Annotated in this window: 17 protein-coding genes; 15 read left to right on the top strand and 2 right to left on the bottom strand. The window is 33.5% G+C overall.

The genetic code is table 11. The annotated features are described in order from the left end of the window. Position 1 precedes the first annotated feature (1 nt). Together PQF96_RS07025 and PQF96_RS07020 are read right to left on the bottom strand one after the other, a co-directional pair. Entirely contained in the window at positions 2-739 is a 738-nt protein-coding gene (locus PQF96_RS07025; protein ID WP_271765542.1) for a hypothetical protein, read from the bottom strand. A 36-nt stretch (positions 740-775) separates the two neighbouring features. Then, positions 776-1,366, bottom strand: a complete 591-nt coding sequence (locus PQF96_RS07020) for a riboflavin synthase (protein WP_109436422.1) — start codon at positions 1,364-1,366, stop codon at positions 776-778. Between the two features lie 86 nt (positions 1,367-1,452). Here PQF96_RS07020 and pdxA point away from each other — a divergent pair, with 86 nt between their 5' ends. The 15 genes from pdxA to PQF96_RS06945 all read left to right on the top strand — a co-directional run bounded on the left by pdxA (position 1,453) and on the right by PQF96_RS06945 (position 17,118). Continuing rightward, positions 1,453-2,529, top strand: a complete 1,077-nt coding sequence (gene pdxA, locus PQF96_RS07015) for a 4-hydroxythreonine-4-phosphate dehydrogenase PdxA (protein WP_271765540.1) — start codon at positions 1,453-1,455, stop codon at positions 2,527-2,529. 158 nt (positions 2,530-2,687) lie between these two features. Then, positions 2,688-3,227 carry a YceD family protein gene (locus PQF96_RS07010; protein ID WP_109436420.1) on the top strand — a complete coding sequence of 180 codons (540 nt, stop codon included), beginning with the start codon at positions 2,688-2,690 and terminating at the stop codon, positions 3,225-3,227. A gap of 10 nt (positions 3,228-3,237) precedes the next feature. After that, entirely contained in the window at positions 3,238-3,435 is a 198-nt protein-coding gene (rpmF, locus tag PQF96_RS07005) for a 50S ribosomal protein L32 (RefSeq protein ID WP_025743674.1), read from the top strand. A gap of 171 nt (positions 3,436-3,606) precedes the next feature. Next, complete coding sequence (locus PQF96_RS07000; RefSeq protein WP_109436419.1) at positions 3,607-4,602, top strand: beta-ketoacyl-ACP synthase III; 996 nt, start codon at positions 3,607-3,609, stop codon at positions 4,600-4,602. Positions 4,603-4,629: 27 nt separating this feature from the next. Next, complete coding sequence (accB, locus tag PQF96_RS06995) at positions 4,630-5,121, top strand: acetyl-CoA carboxylase biotin carboxyl carrier protein (protein WP_271765539.1); 492 nt, start codon at positions 4,630-4,632, stop codon at positions 5,119-5,121. A gap of 91 nt (positions 5,122-5,212) precedes the next feature. Then, a complete protein-coding gene (gene accC, locus PQF96_RS06990; RefSeq protein WP_271765538.1) occupies positions 5,213-6,559 on the top strand; it encodes an acetyl-CoA carboxylase biotin carboxylase subunit in 1,347 nt (448 codons plus the stop codon). A 101-nt stretch (positions 6,560-6,660) separates the two neighbouring features. Then, entirely contained in the window at positions 6,661-7,644 is a 984-nt protein-coding gene (locus PQF96_RS06985; protein WP_271765537.1) for a helix-turn-helix domain-containing protein, read from the top strand. A gap of 180 nt (positions 7,645-7,824) precedes the next feature. Beyond that, positions 7,825-9,507 carry a CocE/NonD family hydrolase gene (locus PQF96_RS06980; RefSeq protein ID WP_271765536.1) on the top strand — a complete coding sequence of 561 codons (1,683 nt, stop codon included), beginning with the start codon at positions 7,825-7,827 and terminating at the stop codon, positions 9,505-9,507. A gap of 96 nt (positions 9,508-9,603) precedes the next feature. Beyond that, entirely contained in the window at positions 9,604-10,191 is a 588-nt protein-coding gene (locus PQF96_RS06975) for an HD domain-containing protein (protein WP_271765535.1), read from the top strand. A gap of 159 nt (positions 10,192-10,350) precedes the next feature. Continuing rightward, positions 10,351-11,472, top strand: a complete 1,122-nt coding sequence (locus PQF96_RS06970) for an NAD(P)/FAD-dependent oxidoreductase (RefSeq protein WP_271765534.1) — start codon at positions 10,351-10,353, stop codon at positions 11,470-11,472. Positions 11,473-11,489: 17 nt separating this feature from the next. After that, on the top strand, positions 11,490-12,167 hold the full coding sequence (mtgA, locus tag PQF96_RS06965; RefSeq protein ID WP_271765533.1) for a monofunctional biosynthetic peptidoglycan transglycosylase: 678 nt from the start codon (positions 11,490-11,492) through the stop codon (positions 12,165-12,167). A 95-nt stretch (positions 12,168-12,262) separates the two neighbouring features. Continuing rightward, positions 12,263-12,718, top strand: coding sequence for a 3-oxoacyl-ACP synthase (locus tag PQF96_RS06960; protein ID WP_109436411.1), 456 nt, complete (start codon positions 12,263-12,265; stop codon positions 12,716-12,718). A 289-nt stretch (positions 12,719-13,007) separates the two neighbouring features. Then, the gene (locus PQF96_RS06955) at positions 13,008-14,813 is read left to right on the top strand and encodes a CASTOR/POLLUX-related putative ion channel (protein WP_271765532.1); all 1,806 of its coding nucleotides are present in this window, start codon (positions 13,008-13,010) and stop codon (positions 14,811-14,813) included. A 141-nt stretch (positions 14,814-14,954) separates the two neighbouring features. Continuing rightward, on the top strand, positions 14,955-16,019 hold the full coding sequence (locus PQF96_RS06950) for a hypothetical protein (protein ID WP_271765531.1): 1,065 nt from the start codon (positions 14,955-14,957) through the stop codon (positions 16,017-16,019). A 157-nt stretch (positions 16,020-16,176) separates the two neighbouring features. Further along, a complete protein-coding gene (locus tag PQF96_RS06945) occupies positions 16,177-17,118 on the top strand; it encodes an alpha/beta fold hydrolase (RefSeq protein ID WP_109436470.1) in 942 nt (313 codons plus the stop codon). Positions 17,119-17,122: the final 4 nt, after the last annotated feature.

Raw genomic sequence — 17,122 nt, 5'->3', positions numbered from 1 at the left:
TCTACTTGTCTGAAATCATACGTTCAGATAAAACTACATCATCTATCCAAATGCTCCGGGTTCCTCCTCCAGTTTGATAATCAACCCATCCGATGAGCATATTTTCAAAAACAGGGAACTTCCATTTACCATCGATTTCATTCGACACACAACCTTCTCCTTGACCAACTACAATAATAGACTCGATCAATACATTGTTAAGCCATAATTTCATAGTATCCTTTTCTCCATCAAACATCCATTGTAGAGTAAACCACTTTTCTTCTGGAATTTTGGTTTGTGAATGTTGCCAACAATCACTTTTTACTCCTTGAGTTTCATAATTAGCCATTAACCTTTTCTGATGTTGACCTCCATATCTTATTTCAGATGAAAAATCATGACCTTTCACTTTTCCTGAACTTTGAATCATGGTCCAATGAATACCATCACGGGGAGCTTCTTCTACATACATTTTTAGCCGACCATAAAAGCGATTTTCCTGTACCGGAAAAATATGATCTATCCCTATAAAAGCTCTATTCTTATACCCTTCTCCAGAAATGAAATGTATTGATTTTTTACCACTAAATGCTCTTAAGGTATCTACAACGACACTACCATTTCCTGTTTTTTTCCAAGGATGACCTGGTAATTTACCTATACTTTGGTTTTCAAAATCATCCTCAAAAAGGATCGTATTATTTGTGCAAGAACACCATAGAAATGTACATACAATAAAAAGAAAATAATTTTTCATCTGTTTTATACCCTTTTATTATAGCCATAATAGTTATTAAACTCCCAATTCTGTAATTCTTTTTACATATTTCCCAATAACATCAAACTCTAGATTAACTACAGTTCCTACTTCGAACGTATTAAAATTTGTATGTTCATAAGTAAAAGGGATAATAGCTACGCTAAACTCATTTTTTTTAGAATTCACTACAGTAAGACTCACTCCATTAACAGTAATCGAGCCTTTTTCTATAGTGATATTATGTAAAGCAGCATCGTATGTAAAAGTAAAATACCAACTTCCATCTGCTTCTTCGACAGCAGTACATACTGCTGTTTGATCTACATGTCCCTGCACTATATGTCCATCTAACCGAGCCCCAAGCTTCATTCCACGTTCTAGGTTTACAATCGCTCCCTGAGTAAGATCATTAAGATTAGTTTTATCTAATGTTTCTTTGATTGCTGTTACTGTATATGTATCCTCTTTAATCGATACCACCGTTAAACAAACTCCATTATGCGCTACACTTTGATCAATTTTGAGTTCTGAAGTAAAATTTGCACGCACAGTAATATCCAGATTTTCTTTATCTATTTGTAAAGAAGTAATCGTTCCTAATTCTTCGATGATTCCTGTAAACATAAATGCGAATTATTTAGTTAAATTTGTGGCTTGAAGTTTGAGTCTTGATTTTAAGATTCAAAAATACTGATAAAGTAGTTTATATAATGAAGAAAGAAGAAAAAATAAGATTAGGGATTTCGATAGGTGATCTTAACGGCATAGGAAGCGAGGTGGTTCTCAAAACTTTTGAAGATTCGCGAATGTTAGATTTCTGTACTCCGGTAATTTTTGCCTCTGTAAAAATTCTTTCTTTTCTCAAGAAACACTATAAAAGTAATACCAATTTACATGGTATCGATAAAACCTCTCAAATCCTTGACGGAAAGATCAATGTATTGAATGTTTGGAAAGAATCAGTAAGTATTAATTTTGGACAGGAAGACGAAAAGGTGGGAAGTTATGCAATTAAATCACTTGTGGCGGCCACCAAGGCATTAAAAAATGATGATATTGACATATTGGTAACAGCACCAATTAATAAGCATAGTATCCAGTCAGAAGAGTTTAAATTTCCAGGACATACTGATTATTTGGATCAGGAATTAAACGGAAACAGCTTAATGTTTATGATCACTGATGATCTAAAGGTTGGTTTACTTACAGATCATGTTGCAGTAAAAGATATTGCTGAAATCATAACCCCAGAACTTATCGAACAAAAAATAAGTACTATCCATAATGCACTTCGACAAGATTTTGGTATTTCAAAACCAAAGATCGCTGTACTCGGTATTAATCCGCATAGCGGGGACAATGGTGTTATTGGTAAAGAAGATGAAGAAGTTTTAAAACCTACTATTCAAAAAATCAATGACTCTGGTAAATTAGTATATGGCCCCTATGCTGCAGATAGTTTTTTTGGATCTAATAACTACAAAGCTTTTGATGCAGTAGTGGCTTCTTACCATGATCAAGGTTTAATTCCTTTTAAAACACTTTCTTTTGGTAAAGGGGTAAACTATACTGCAGGATTACATAAAGTACGTACTTCACCAGATCATGGCACTGCTTTTGAGATTGCAGGAAAAAATCAAGCAGATAACAGTTCTTTTAAAGAAGCTGTATTCGCCGCACTTAAAATTTTTAAAAACAGAAATGAATATAATGAATTGACCAAAAACCCATTAAAGAAACAACCTCGTAAACCACAAAATAAAGCAGGGAGAGAGCAGAAATTATAAACCTAAAAAATCCTAAAATCTACTCCCTAAAACCCAAAACCAGATTAATCACTAACAATCTGATATAATTTTGTTTACAAAAATACTTTCATAACGAATTTTTATTATCTTTGCACCCGCCTTTATCGAATCGATAGGCGTCTGAAACTGATGATGAAATGAAACAACTTAAAGAGTATACCATTCCTTTCGTTGGGCTGAAGCAAGGATTACACCAGTTTGAGTATCAAATTGAAAACACGTTCTTTGAACATTTTGAGTATGATGACTTTAATTCGGCTTTAATAAAAGCTGATCTGGAGTTTAACAAGAAGACAACTATGTTTGAGCTTCGGTTTAAAGCTTCAGGAACTGTTAATGTAAATTGTGATCTCACCAACGAACCTTTTGATTTACCTATTCAAAACGAATTGTTTTTAGTAGTAAAGTTTGGTTCAGAATATAATGATGAAAACGAAGACATTCTTATTCTACCGCATGGAGAATATGAAATAAACGTTCAACAATATATTTATGAACTCATTGTTTTGGCAATGCCTCCTAAAAGAGTTCATCCTGGTGTAGAAAATGGTACATTAAAATCTGACATACTCGAAAAACTAGAAGAATTAAGTCCGAAAGAAAAAACAATAGTAGATAACGATGAGGAAACGGATCCTCGTTGGGATAAATTAAAAAACTTATTAAACGATAAATAATAGCTAAGCAATGGCACATCCTAAGAGAAAAATATCGAAAACCAGAAGAGATAAAAGAAGAACGCATTATAAAGCTACTGTTCCTCAAATAGCTACTGATCCTACTACAGGAGAAGCACACCTATATCACAGAGCACACTGGCATGAAGGTAAATTATATTACCGTGGTCAGATTGTTATCGATAATACTGAAGAAGAAGTAGCATAACAATACTGTTAAAATTTTAAAGATAGCTCTCACAAATGTGAGAGTTTTTTTGTTTTTAGTTGAATATGTGTCAAAATCCAATTATTTTGCGCCATATTTGTGTATAATTTAGTAATTTCAACGACTTTTTGGGCATTTTTGTGCTGTAGTTCGTGAAACTAAAACTAAGATATGAGTAAAATCACAGCCGCTATCACAGCTGTAGGCGCATACGTGCCAGACTATGTGTTAACTAATGATATATTAGCAACAATGGTCGAAACTAACGACGAATGGATTACCAGTCGTACAGGTATAAAAGAGCGAAGAATACTAAAAGACAAGGACAAAGGAAGTTCTTACTTGGGTATTAAAGCGGCAGAAGATCTGATTTCCAAAAAAAATCTTGATCCTGCAACAATCGATATGGTGATTTTTGCTACTGCAACACCTGATCTCCCTGTTGCTGCCACAGCAGCATATACCGCTTCTCAAATTGGAGCTGTCAATGCATTTTCTTATGACCTACAAGCAGCTTGTTCCAGTTTTTTATATGGAATGTCTACTGCAGCCAGTTATATAGAATCCGGAAGATATAAGAAGGTCCTACTCATAGGAGCAGATAAAATGTCTTCTATTATTGACTATACTGATAGAACTACCTGTATTATCTTTGGAGATGGTGGTGGAGCAGCTCTTTTTGAACCAAATCATGAAGGTTTGGGGCTACAAGATGAATATCTGCGTACTGATGGTATAGGAAGGGAGTTTCTTAAAATTGAAGCAGGAGGATCTATCCTTCCCCCAACAGAAGAAACTGTTGCAAAAAGACAACATTTTGTGCAACAAGATGGAAAAACGGTATTTAAATATGCTGTTTCTAATATGGCAGATGCCAGCACAAAAATTCTGGAACGTAATAACCTCACTGGTGAGGATGTTAATTGGCTTGTTGCACATCAAGCTAATAAACGTATTATAGATGCTACTGCCAAAAGAATGGAACTAGATCAGAGTAAAGTACTCATGAATATTCAACGATATGGTAACACTACTTCAGCAACGTTACCACTACTATTACACGATTACGAAAAACAACTCAAAAAAGGGGATAACATAGTATTTGCTTCATTCGGTGGAGGCTTTACTTGGGGTTCTATTTATCTTAAATGGGCCTATAACTCCTAAACAACTAAAACACACAATACCCACATTATGGATTTAAAAGAAATTCAGAATTTAATTAAATTCGTGGCCAAATCAGGCGCAAGCGAAGTAAAGTTAGAGATGGACGACATTAAAATCACCATCAAGACTGCATCAGACGAAAGCAAAGAAACTACAATTGTACAGCATTTACCTGTTAGTAACTCTGTTACTCCTCAGGCCGTAACACCTGTGCAAACAACACCTCCTGCAACTACTCCTGCCGCAACAGAAAGTAGTCCTTCAGAGGATGATTCAAAATACCTAACTATTAAATCTCCTATTATAGGAACTCTATATAGGAAACCATCTCCAGACAAACCAACATTTGTAGAAGTTGGCGACACTATAAAAGAAGGAGATGTACTTTGTATTATCGAGGCTATGAAACTTTTTAATGAAATTGAAAGTGAAGTTTCTGGTAAAATTGTAAAAGTATTAGTTGACGACTCTTCTCCAGTAGAATTCGATCAACCACTATTCTTAATAGACCCATCATAACCCAATTTTAAAATTCCAATATACAAATCCCAAAATCCGGTTACACTGGAATTTGGAACTTGGAATTTGAGATTTTTAAATTTTAAAAGTTATGTTTAAAAAAATTCTAATTGCAAATAGAGGTGAGATTGCCATGCGAGTAATCAGAACCTGCAAAGAAATGGGTATAAAATCCGTTGCAGTTTATTCTACTGCAGATGCAGAAAGTCTACATGTACGTTTCGCAGACGAAGCGGTTTGTATAGGACCTGCACCCAGTAGTGAATCGTATCTTAAAATGTCCAACATCATTGCAGCTGCAGAAATCACAAATGCTGATGCTATACACCCCGGTTATGGTTTTCTTTCTGAGAATGCTAAATTCTCTAAAATTTGTGAAGAGCACGAGATAAAATTTATTGGTGCTAGTGCAGAAATGATAGACCGAATGGGTGATAAAGCTTCTGCAAAAGCTACTATGAAAGCTGCAGGGGTGCCAACCATTCCTGGAAGCGAAGGTATTCTGGACTCTTTTGAAGAAACAGAAAAGCTTGCTGATGAAATGGGATATCCTGTTATGCTCAAAGCTACTGCAGGAGGTGGAGGAAAAGGTATGCGAGCCGTATGGCAAAAAGAAGACCTTAGAAAATCATGGGATAGTGCAAGGCAAGAAGCAGCAGCATCCTTTGGTAATGATGGTATGTACATGGAAAAACTCATTGAAGAGCCACGTCACATAGAAATTCAAATCGTAGGAGATAGTAATGGTAGAGCATGTCATTTATCAGAAAGAGATTGTTCTGTACAACGTAGGCACCAAAAACTTACTGAAGAGACTCCTTCGCCATTTATGACAGATGAATTGCGTAAGAAAATGGGAGAAGCTGCTGTAAAAGCATCAGAATTCATAAAATATGAAGGTGCTGGAACAGTTGAATTTTTGGTGGACAAACATCGAAATTTCTACTTCATGGAAATGAACACTCGTATCCAGGTAGAACATCCAATTACAGAACAGGTTGTTGATTATGATTTAATACGAGAACAAATTCTTGTTGCTGCCGGAATCCCTATTTCTGGTAAAAATTATTTCCCACAACTACACTCTATAGAATGTAGAATTAATGCAGAAGATCCATATAAAGATTTTAGACCTTCACCTGGAAAAATCACCAATTTACACATTCCTGGAGGACATGGGGTACGAGTAGATACTCATGTATATAGTGGATATATCATTCCACCTAATTATGATTCTATGATCGCTAAATTGATCACTACAGCACAAACACGTGAAGAAGCGATCAATAAAATGAAAAGAGCATTAGATGAGTTTGTTGTAGAAGGGATAAAAACCACCGTTCCTTTTCATAGACAACTTATGGATCACCCCGATTATGTTGCAGGTAATTATACAACGAAATTTATGGAAGATTTCGAAATGGAAGATCCAAAATAACTACAAATATAAAGCCTCAGAAATGAGGCTTTTTTTTACCATTTGATCCTGTCTGACATGACATTGTATCTGTAATTTAACTTATTAAAAAAGCTTTGGATTTGAAAAACGAAATAGTCTATAGCATAACCAGCCCTCAAAAATGGCAAGAGGTTATCCATAAGAATACGTTTTCAAAATTGAAAGGAAAGAAGTTGATTTTACAAGAAAAATCTGGCAAAGGTACTATTGACGTTGTTAATATTCAAGAAGGGCTTGCTATTACATTTATAAACGTAACCTTAGCCAGTAATCTAAAATTAAAGAGGATAGCAACAAAAACCAATGACCATTTTATACTTAATTTTTACTTTTCCAGTATAAACATAAAAGAGAAAATAGATACTATGGTTCAATCATTAGGATTCGATTTTTATAGTATTATGCTATATTCTTCAATGACTGAATCTGAATCAATTATACCTGCAAATATTCCTGTCAGCATTTTCAATATTACTTTCTCAAAAAAATGGCTGCATCAAAATGTTTTGGGTGCAGAAAATAAGGCAAATAATCTCCAAAAGTTTTTTGGCAAGCAAGGTCCTATCTATTTATATGAAAATTTAGATTTTAATTTTAATACTATTTTAAAAGAAATTACTCAATCTTCAGAAAACATTAATAAAATATCCTTATTCTCTAATGTATTAAGACTTCTAGCTAACTTTTTCAAGAAAATAGAAGCAAGATCTGTTATAGGAAAAGACGCATATATTAATCCCCAAGATTTAGAAAACTTGTTAAGAGTTAGAAAAACAATAGAGCATAATTGGCACGAAAAACCTTCTAACACGGTATTAGCAGAACAAGCAGGCATGAGCCTAAGTAAGTTCAAACAATTATTTAAACAGGTTTTTGGAGATAGCCCGTATCAATATTATTTAAACTTCAAAATGGAAAAGGCTCTTGAATTACTTCAAAAAAAAGAATATTCTGTTTCTGATATTGGATATATTGTTGGATACTCAAATCTCAGTCAGTTTTCAAAAATTTTTAAAAAGAAATATAATTTTCTCCCCAGTGAAGTGAACAGTAATAAAGCTTAGTACGTCACCATCTTCAATTATGGCTTTTTGGAGCATTTAATTACCTTTTAGAGGCATAATGTCTTAACCCACTCTAATAACTTTGTTTTCATAAAGTTAGTTTCTGTTTGGATCCAATAGTGCACTACAGTAACCAAGTTTAATCAAAAATAAACTCAAAAGAATTTAAACTCCACTATTATGTTACGAAGCACATTAAAATTTTTAATAATAACAGTCTTTATTTTTTTAGCAAGTAATTGTACTTATGAAGATGACCTTACCGGTAATCCAATACCACCTATCGAATACAAAATGTTAATTGAAAATGATGTCCAGATAAAAATGAGAGATGGTATCTTTTTATCTGCTAATGTGTATCGACCAGATGCAGAAGGTCAATTTCCTGTAATTATGTCTTTAGGTCCTTATGGCAAGGATGACTTACCTGCAGAATATGATCCGCAAGACGACGGTAATGTTCAAGTTTCAGAATATGCAGCGTTTGAAACCCCTGATCCTGCATATTGGGTAAAAAATGGTTATGTAGTTATTGCTGTCGACAGTCGAGGCACTGGTAAATCCCCTGGCACAGTTGTTCTATTAGAAAGTGGTGAAGCACAAGATTTTTATGATGCTATTGAATGGGCAGGAGTTCAGAATTGGTCTTCAGGAAAAGTTGGTTTAAATGGAGTTTCATATTTTGGTCTATCTCAATGGAGAGTAGCTTCAATGAACCCTCCACATCTTAAAGCCATTATGCCTTATGAAGGGTTCACAGATATATATCGTGACGGAACATATCATGGTGGTATCTCTAGCACGTTTATTGATCTTTGGTTTAATTATAGAATACTTAGTAATCTTTCCTCAGAAAACACAGGGTATAGACACTTGCAAAATGAAATTAATAAAAATCCATTGTCAACAGCACAGGTTTATCAAGATTTGGATTTAGGGAGCACGCTATCACAAATTAAGGTTCCTGCATATGTTGCGGTAAGTATTCAGGATCATGGGCTTCATACAAGAGGTACAATCAATGGGTTTCAAAAAATCGGATCACCTAATAAATGGTTAGAACTCTTTGGGAGAAAAAAATGGGAATATTACTATTCTGAAGACGCAACTTCGAGACAAAAAATGTTCTTTGATCAATTTTTAAAAGATGAAGATTCTGGTATTTTAAATCAAGCTCCTATTCGCTATGAATTGAGAGAAGCATTTTACAAAGGATCCATTAAAACTGCCAGTGAATGGCCTGTTCTAGGAAGAGAGTTAACCAAAATGTATCTCAATGCAGAAACGATGACTATGAGTACGCATCCCAATACTAATGAAAATACAACCTCTTATGATGCAACAGTAATTGAAGAACCAGAACTAATTACAGAAAAACAAAGGGTCATATTTAAGTATCACTTTAATGAAGATACGGATATTGTTGGAAGCATAAAACTAAATTTATTTGTAAGTTCTGATATAGCAGATGATATAGATTTGTTTGTAGGTATCCAAAAAGAGAGCACTATTGGAAAAATCATACATTTTCAAGGGCCCGCTGAAGAGAAAGGTCAGATTGCTTCAGGTTGGCTACGCGTATCTCATCGTGCATTAGACAAAAACAAATCTACAGTAGAGATTCCATTTCACACGCATGATCATATCCAGAAAATTAGTCCAAACGAAATTGTAGAGGTACAAGTAGAGATATGGCCTACCACTGTTAAATTTAAATCAGGAGAAATATTGAGATTAGTGATACAGGGAAATGATATCGTAGAATCACAAGAAGAACATAAAGGAATATTAAACAAGGGGAATACCACAATTTATACGGGAGGAAAATATAAATCATACTTACAAATCCCGGTTCTGGAATAACTAAAAACACCTTATATAAGAGACCCCGAGCAAAATATTCGGGGTCTTAAATAAAGTTACCATTTCTTCAATAACAACATATATAAAGTATTCCTTATGATAAAAAGAGTTGAAACATATTGTGAAAAAATATTACAAAAAAATTGTAAACAATTACCTTTTCATAATCTGGAACACACACAAGATGTAGTATTAAATGTGCTGCTTATTTCAAGAGAATTAAAACTTACTGAGGAAGAAATTGAATGGCTTACCATAGCTGCATGGTTTCATGATACTGGATATAGTATTTGTTATAAAAACCATGAAAAAGAAAGCATGAATATTGCCAAAAAGTTTTTGATTAAAGAAGGAATGTCAAAAAAACATATTGATACAATTTGCAATTGTATTGAAGCTACAAAAGTACCACAAATACCTAAGACCAAATTAGCACAAGTACTTTGCGATGCTGATTTAATGCATATTGGAACTCCTTCTTTTTTTTATAGAAACCCATTGTTAAGGAAAGAATGGGGTATCTATTTCAACTACCATATCAATGATTTTGAATGGTATATGATTAATAAAGAATTTCTTGAAAACCATGACTTCTGGACCACTTATGGTAAAAATATCTTAGAGAAAGGTAAAAATAATAACTTAGAAAAATTAATCAGAATTTTAGGACACCATAAATTATAAAATTAAGTCTCTTAACCCAAGAACTTATATTGAAACATAACCTTTACTCTTAGAATCTGATATACTCTATAACATTTCAGGAATAGCAAACAATATTAAAACAAGAAATAAAATATGTGAACATTTTTGACGTACTTTTGATCATATCGAAAGTAAAGCATGAACGAGACGAATCTTAGCTATTGGGAATATAAGACCTGGTTATCCAATATCGATTTTACCATTATAGGAAGTGGAATTGTTGGATTATCCTGTGCTTTACGGTTACGAACCAAATTCCCTAAAGCCAAAATCTTGATTTTAGAACGTGGGATGTTACCCAATGGAGCCAGTACAAAAAATGCAGGGTTTGCTTGTTTTGGCAGTCTATCAGAAATTTTGGATGATCTCAATTCACATACTGAAGCAGAAGTACTTCGGCTTATCCAAAAAAGATATCAGGGACTTCAGTTATTACGCCAACACTTAGGAGATCAAATTATTGATTATGTACAATATGGAGGATATGAACTTTTTACCACACATGACAAAATATTGTATGAAGATTGCCTTTCAAAAATAGAACAAATCAACAACCTATTACAACCTATTTTTAAAAGTGATGTTTTCTGCAGTAAAGAGAATATTTTCAACTTTAATAACATTCAACCAAAATACATTCTTAATCAATTCGAAGGCCAGATCAATACCGGACAAATGATGGAAGCATTACTGCAAAAAGCACAAAATTCTAATATCAAAATTCTTAATAATTGTACCGTTACAAATTTTGAGGATAATAATACTGCTGTTGAAATAAAAACTGATCAATTTACATTTTCTACTCATAAATTATTAATTGCTACAAATGGTTTTGCTTCACAATTGGGGATTAAAGAGGTGAAACCTGCTCGTGCTCAAGTGCTTATCACTCATCCTATTGAAAACCTGCATATCAAAGGGACATTTCATCTTGATAAAGGCTATTATTACTTTAGAAATATAGATAACAGAATTCTATTTGGAGGAGGTCGCAACTTAGATTTTAAGACAGAAGAGACTACCAATTTAGGCCAAACCCAATTGATTCAACAGAAGCTAGAAGAGATTTTACATGAGGTTATTTTACCTGATACCAAATTTGAGATTGACCGTAGATGGAGTGGAATTATGGGGGTTGGAGATCAAAAAAAATCTATAATCAAACCATTATCACAGCATGTTTTTTGTGGTGTACGTCAAGGCGGAATGGGTGTTGCTATAGGGAGTCTAGTTGGCACAGAATTAGCAGATCTTTTATAAGTTAAATTTATTGAGTTATGCAAAAAACACTCCGTTTTATCGTTAAAAGTAGTATTGTATTTATTATACTAAGTGTCTTCTGGGTACTGATATATAAATGGATTAATGTCCCTGCCACTCCATTAATGGTCATACGAAAATGGCAATCCGACAATGAATATGTCATTAAACATCAATGGGTACAATTATCAAAAATTTCTACGCATTTACAATTGGCTGTTATCTGCAGTGAAGACCAACGATTTGTTGAACATAATGGATTTGATAAAAAAGCAATTGAAAAAGCGATGGCCGAGCATAAATCAGGGAAACGATTACGTGGTGCCAGTACTATTTCTCAACAAACTGCCAAAAATGTATTCTTATGGCCACATCGCAGTTGGGTACGAAAAGGGTTTGAAACCTATTTTACATTTTTAATTGAAACCTTTTGGAGTAAAGAACGTATCCTTGAAGTATATCTTAATAGCATCGAAATGGGTAACGGGATTTATGGTGCGCAAGCAGCGTCACAATTTTGGTTTAATACCTCTGCCATTGCTCTTAATCGAGATCAGGCAACTGCAATTGCAGCAATCCTTCCTAATCCAATAAAATTTCTAGCAAATCCAGCTTCTGGATACATTCAAAAAAGAAAACGATGGATTACTATACAAATGCGTAATTATGGTACTTTAGTGCTTAAAGATGAGTAAAAGGTCTATTTGAGATATTTGACGAAACCCCCTATGCTTGGCTACCCTCTTTATTTTCTATTAAAACCCAAAATTGATTAAAGTCAGAATACATTATGATTGCTAACCAGATTAAATCAGTACTATTAGATCAATGTCAAAACTATGTAAATGAGCGATTACAACGTATTCAAAAAACCATTGAAGGTATTCAGGAGTCTCTAACTTCTGAAACCAAAAGTACTGCTGGAGATAAACACGAAACAGGTCGCGCTATGTTACAATTAGAACGTGAAAAAGCAGGTGCGCAATTAGCAGAAGTGCAAAAATTGCAAGAAATTTTGGCAAAAATTACCCTTTCTTCTTCAGAACATATTCGATTAGGAAGCTTAGTGATGACTTCTCAAGCTCATTATTTTATAAGTATTTCTGTCGGAAAGTTATCTGTAGAAAACAAATCCTATTATGCAATTGCAGCCAACTCACCCATCGGAAAATTGCTGTTGGGAAAAGCTATTGGGGACACCTTTAGCTTTAATGGAAGTAAAGTTTTGATAGCAAAAGTCTATTAATATCAGCCGTTCTTAATAGAGAAATAACATAACCATAATCTCGGTTACCCCAGCAATTTATTTCTTTCATTTTTATTGTTTACTTTGGTAGTCATGAGATAATTACTTTTTGTTGTTATTAAAAACACCAACCAAAAACATTCTAACATATACCATGCAAGCAAATTTTAAAGACAAACTAAGGTACCGTTTTGAGAAGTATCTTAACCGAGGGGGATCCTCAATTTTCGTAAGTTTATTTGTAGTTTTTATAGTCCTATTCACCCTAATGGTCTTTTTAAGATGGATTATGATATCCCTATGGCCAGAATTAGCTTATACAGATAGTTTTTTTGATGACATCTGGCTTACTTGGTTACAGATGACTGATCCCGGTAATATGAATCAGGACAATGTTGCTCCAACTTGGTTAAAAATTACTACAATTTTATCGGGAGTTATTGGAGTAGTAATTTTGTCGATGTTAATTGCCTTTATTACAACAGCCTTAGAAAAAGTATTCTACAATTTTAGAAAAGGTAGAGGAAAAGTAATAGAAGAGAATCATACCTTAATACTGGGTTGGAATGAAAGAGTAGTAGATATTATAAGAGAATTAATTCTGGCAAATGAAAGCGAAAGCTATGCCTCTATAGTTATTCTTTCTGATGAGGATAAGGAAGAAATGGACGATTTAATTGCTAAACGAATTCCAGATAAAAAGACAACAAGTATTATCACCACCACCGGGGATTATGCTAATATCAATGAATTAAAAAGGGTTAGTATAAAAGCCGCAAAATCTGTTATTTTATTGGCAAACTGTTCAGAAAGTGCTTTTCAGGATGAAAAAATAAATTCTGATGTCCAGTCAGTAAAATCTATAATGGCTATTATTTCATGTCAGGACGGGAAAAACGAATTACCAATAATTGCAGAAATTTTTAATGAGGATAAAAGAGAACTCATTGGTTATTTTCATGACGAAAATATTATTGCTTTGGACTCCTGGGAAATTATGGGTAAACTATTGGTACAAACCTCATTGACTAGTGGTCTTGAAATGGTATATAATGAAATTCTATCATTTGATGGTTGTGAAATTTATTTCTATGAAAGTAATTGGAATAACATCAGTTTTGGTGATTTGCCACTCCACTTTAAGGACGGAATTCCTTTGGGGGTATATAATGAAGAAGACGGAATGACACTTCGCCCTGGAAGAGATTACAAAATGAAATCAGAAGATCAGATCATTATTCTTGCAGAAGACGATTCAACTATCAATTTTGAAACACAATCAATTCATGAATTTTCCAAAATTGAACTAATAGACACCAAATTAGAGCAAGGTCAAAAATCTATTCTAATATTAGGTTGGCATAGTGTAGCAGAGATATTTATCAGTGAATCTGCCGATTATCTTACAGAAGGATCTTCTTTTGATATCTATTTCAAGAATCCAAATGAGGAATTTATCAATCGTGTAGAGGAGCTCAAAACAATATATTCAGAATTTAAAATTACCCTAACCGATGCAGATCCTTTATTAATGGATAGCCTTCAGGCTACTAATCCATTTGATTATGATAATATTATCATTCTATCACAAGAGTTTAATGAACAACGAGCAGACAGAATTGATTCTGATACCCTGATTATTCTTTTACTCTTAAGAAAAATTAAAATGGCTACACCAGATGTACATACAAAAATTATCACACAAGTTCTTAATTCTGATAATCAGGAAATCATAACCCAAACCGATGTAGATGATTTTATTATTAGTAATAAGTTAATCACTATGATTTTGGCACAATTGAGTGAAGAACCTTTGATTATGAAATTCTATGAGGATATATTCTCTGAAGACGGAAGTGAGATTTATGTAAAATCCATTCAATTATATACCGATCAATTCCCGCTTAAAACAACTTTTGGTGACTTGATTGGATTAGCCGATTTACGTGATGAAATTTGCCTTGGAATTAGAAAAGGTAATCAAAGTAAAAATGCGGACGAGAATTTTGGGGTAACCTTAAATCTGGATAAGAACCAAGTTATTGAGTTGGATAAAGATGATTTTTTAGTTGTGTTATCAGAAGATGAATTGTAAAAATTCTAACAGAAAAATCGTCTTCTAAGCACCACAACATAACAAATTAATAAGTTTTAAAAATTATTCTATATTTGTGAACATTTTGTTAATTTTTTAAACAAAATTGTAATTGGTGATAAATATAAAAAGGAAACCCAAATGAAAAAACTAAACCTATTTTTTACGAGCATCATGTTCGTGAGTGTATTTCTATTTTCTTGTAGTAGTGATGATGACAGTCCAGCCGTTGATGACGGCGCTAACGCAGAAGAACGTGAAATTCCTGTTGCAGAACTTACTAGTGGGATAACTATTCCTGGTGCTAAACTGGAAACAGGGACACCTCCTTCTCCAAGTGGAGCTTTAAATTTTGTAACAAGCACTGCACAAAAGGAAGCTTTCTTAAATAACGGTTTCAACATTTCGTTCACTTCAACTGGAGCTGTTACTGGTGCATATATACAATTTCAGGATGTTAATGGAAATGCAGTACCTGGTTATTTTGATATTCCAAGTACTGCTTTTAATAATGGGGATGGAAACAAAACATCAGGAATTAAAGGAAAGAAAAAAACTCTATTTACCTCTAAAATGAATGAAGAAGGTGAATTAGAGATTAATGTAGATTTTGAAGAAACTGTGTCTCCAGGAAAATTTTGCTACGCTATTTGTATCTATGATGCCGAAGGTAATATAAGTCAAATTGAAGAAGTTTGTGTAGAAGTAGAGTCATGGGGAGGTAACACTACAATTGTTGGAGAGTGGATTTTTGATAGAGAAGAACCAACCGATCCTGAAAATAATGATACCACTACCATCCAGTGTGAAAACGGAAGTACGCTTACAGATATTCCATATAATATGGAAGAAAAAGATGAGTGGACTTTTGTGTTAAATGAAGATGGTAGTTATTATGAAACCTATGACGAAAAAGGAAAAAACCTTGATATACAACAATCTCAAACATCATGTACTGCTGTTTACACTAATGAATACATGTATAATGACAAATATTCTGGAAACTGGGCATTTAATGAAGAAGCTGGAACATTAACTGTCGTTGATTTCAAATATGAGAACCTTTTAAATACAGAACAAAATGAAGAATATACAGATGGTTCATTATATTTTGAAGGAGCTAAAGTTGAGGTTATTGATGGAGAACTAGTAATCACTGGGCTTGATGGTGATCCAAATGAAAAAGTTATCTTTAAAAGAAAATAAACTAACTTTAATTTAGTTATATAGTTTAAAAGCAGTTTTTAGAAATTCTAAAAACTGCTTTTTTTAATTTTGTATTTTTTTTAAAAATCAAATCTTCTAAGAAATAGCATACAAAAAGGATTTTAATTAAATTGCTACCTCATAAATCATGAATGCTATGAAAAAGATTTCAGTATTAGTCCTTATAGGGATATTACTTTTTTCGTGTAAACCTTATCAAAACACTGAAGTTAGAAAAAACCAGATCACCTATGAAGATTTTAGGGCAGATCAAAGATTATATCCTACCGATGATGGTCTAATAAAATATATAGATAGAGGAAAAGGACCTGCAATTGTATTATTACATGGGGTTCCTACATCGGGTTGGTTATATCGTAAAATGATAGATCCATTAGTTGCCAACGGATATCGCGTAATCGTTCCAGATATGCTTGGATATGGATCGAGTGATTCTCCAGAGGGGTTTGAGATTTATAATGCAGAAAATCATGCAAAACGCTTACTACAACTTATGGAAGCATTAGGAGAGGATACCTGGACTCATGTTATGCATGATGCCGGAGGGTTATGGACCTGGGAATTAATGAAACAAGCTCCTGAGAAAATTGAAAACCTTATTGTCCTTAATACCATTATTTATGAAGCAGGGTTTTATCCTCCTGTACGTATGAAACCAGGTGGTCTGGCCAAGACGGCAATGTGGGGCTATAGAAATGGAGTAACAACTAATACGTTATTAAAAAACTTATTTGATCAGGGCCTAAAGGAGAATACCTTAAATCAATTAGATGTCGAAGGATATAAAACACCTCTTCTAGAAGGTAAAACCAATGCTATGTACTACTTTTTTAGTCAAACATGCAATGATTTACCTGATTACTCAGACGTTTTTGAAAATATTGATATTCCTGTATCTGTAATATGGGGAATACATGACACTATGCTACAATGGCCTCCACAACAGACCAGAGCGGCTAATGCGTTAAAAGTGAATAGTGAAGACATCCATTTTATAGATGAGAAACATTTTTTACAGGAAACCAAAGCAAAAGAAATCACATATAAAATTGTCAATTTCTTAACTAAAGAAGACTAAAATA

The sequence above is a fragment of the Aquimarina algiphila genome, assembly GCF_947494415.1.
Classification (GTDB): Bacteria; Bacteroidota; Bacteroidia; order Flavobacteriales; family Flavobacteriaceae; genus Aquimarina; species Aquimarina algiphila.
This window is presented reverse-complemented; position numbering and strand designations above follow the sequence as displayed.

What these genes read in the sequence shown, in the direction of transcription:
- mtgA (WP_271765533.1), top strand. Translation starts at nt 11,490, where the DNA reads ATGCAAAAAACACTCCGTTTTATCGTTAAAAGTAGTATTGTATTTATT.
- accB (WP_271765539.1), top strand. Translation starts at nt 4,630, where the DNA reads ATGGATTTAAAAGAAATTCAGAATTTAATTAAATTCGTGGCCAAATCA.
- PQF96_RS06975 (WP_271765535.1), top strand. Translation starts at nt 9,604, where the DNA reads ATGATAAAAAGAGTTGAAACATATTGTGAAAAAATATTACAAAAAAAT.
- PQF96_RS06945 (WP_109436470.1), top strand. Translation starts at nt 16,177, where the DNA reads ATGAAAAAGATTTCAGTATTAGTCCTTATAGGGATATTACTTTTTTCG.
- accC (WP_271765538.1), top strand. Translation starts at nt 5,213, where the DNA reads ATGTTTAAAAAAATTCTAATTGCAAATAGAGGTGAGATTGCCATGCGA.
- PQF96_RS06970 (WP_271765534.1), top strand. Translation starts at nt 10,351, where the DNA reads ATGAACGAGACGAATCTTAGCTATTGGGAATATAAGACCTGGTTATCC.
- PQF96_RS06955 (WP_271765532.1), top strand. Translation starts at nt 13,008, where the DNA reads ATGATATCCCTATGGCCAGAATTAGCTTATACAGATAGTTTTTTTGAT.
- PQF96_RS07010 (WP_109436420.1), top strand. Translation starts at nt 2,688, where the DNA reads ATGAAACAACTTAAAGAGTATACCATTCCTTTCGTTGGGCTGAAGCAA.
- PQF96_RS06950 (WP_271765531.1), top strand. Translation starts at nt 14,955, where the DNA reads ATGAAAAAACTAAACCTATTTTTTACGAGCATCATGTTCGTGAGTGTA.
- PQF96_RS06960 (WP_109436411.1), top strand. Translation starts at nt 12,263, where the DNA reads ATGATTGCTAACCAGATTAAATCAGTACTATTAGATCAATGTCAAAAC.
- PQF96_RS07000 (WP_109436419.1), top strand. Translation starts at nt 3,607, where the DNA reads ATGAGTAAAATCACAGCCGCTATCACAGCTGTAGGCGCATACGTGCCA.
- pdxA (WP_271765540.1), top strand. Translation starts at nt 1,453, where the DNA reads ATGAAGAAAGAAGAAAAAATAAGATTAGGGATTTCGATAGGTGATCTT.
- PQF96_RS06980 (WP_271765536.1), top strand. Translation starts at nt 7,825, where the DNA reads ATGTTACGAAGCACATTAAAATTTTTAATAATAACAGTCTTTATTTTT.
- rpmF (WP_025743674.1), top strand. Translation starts at nt 3,238, where the DNA reads ATGGCACATCCTAAGAGAAAAATATCGAAAACCAGAAGAGATAAAAGA.
- PQF96_RS07025 (WP_271765542.1), bottom strand. Translation starts at nt 739, where the DNA reads ATGAAAAATTATTTTCTTTTTATTGTATGTACATTTCTATGGTGTTCT.
- PQF96_RS07020 (WP_109436422.1), bottom strand. Translation starts at nt 1,366, where the DNA reads ATGTTTACAGGAATCATCGAAGAATTAGGAACGATTACTTCTTTACAA.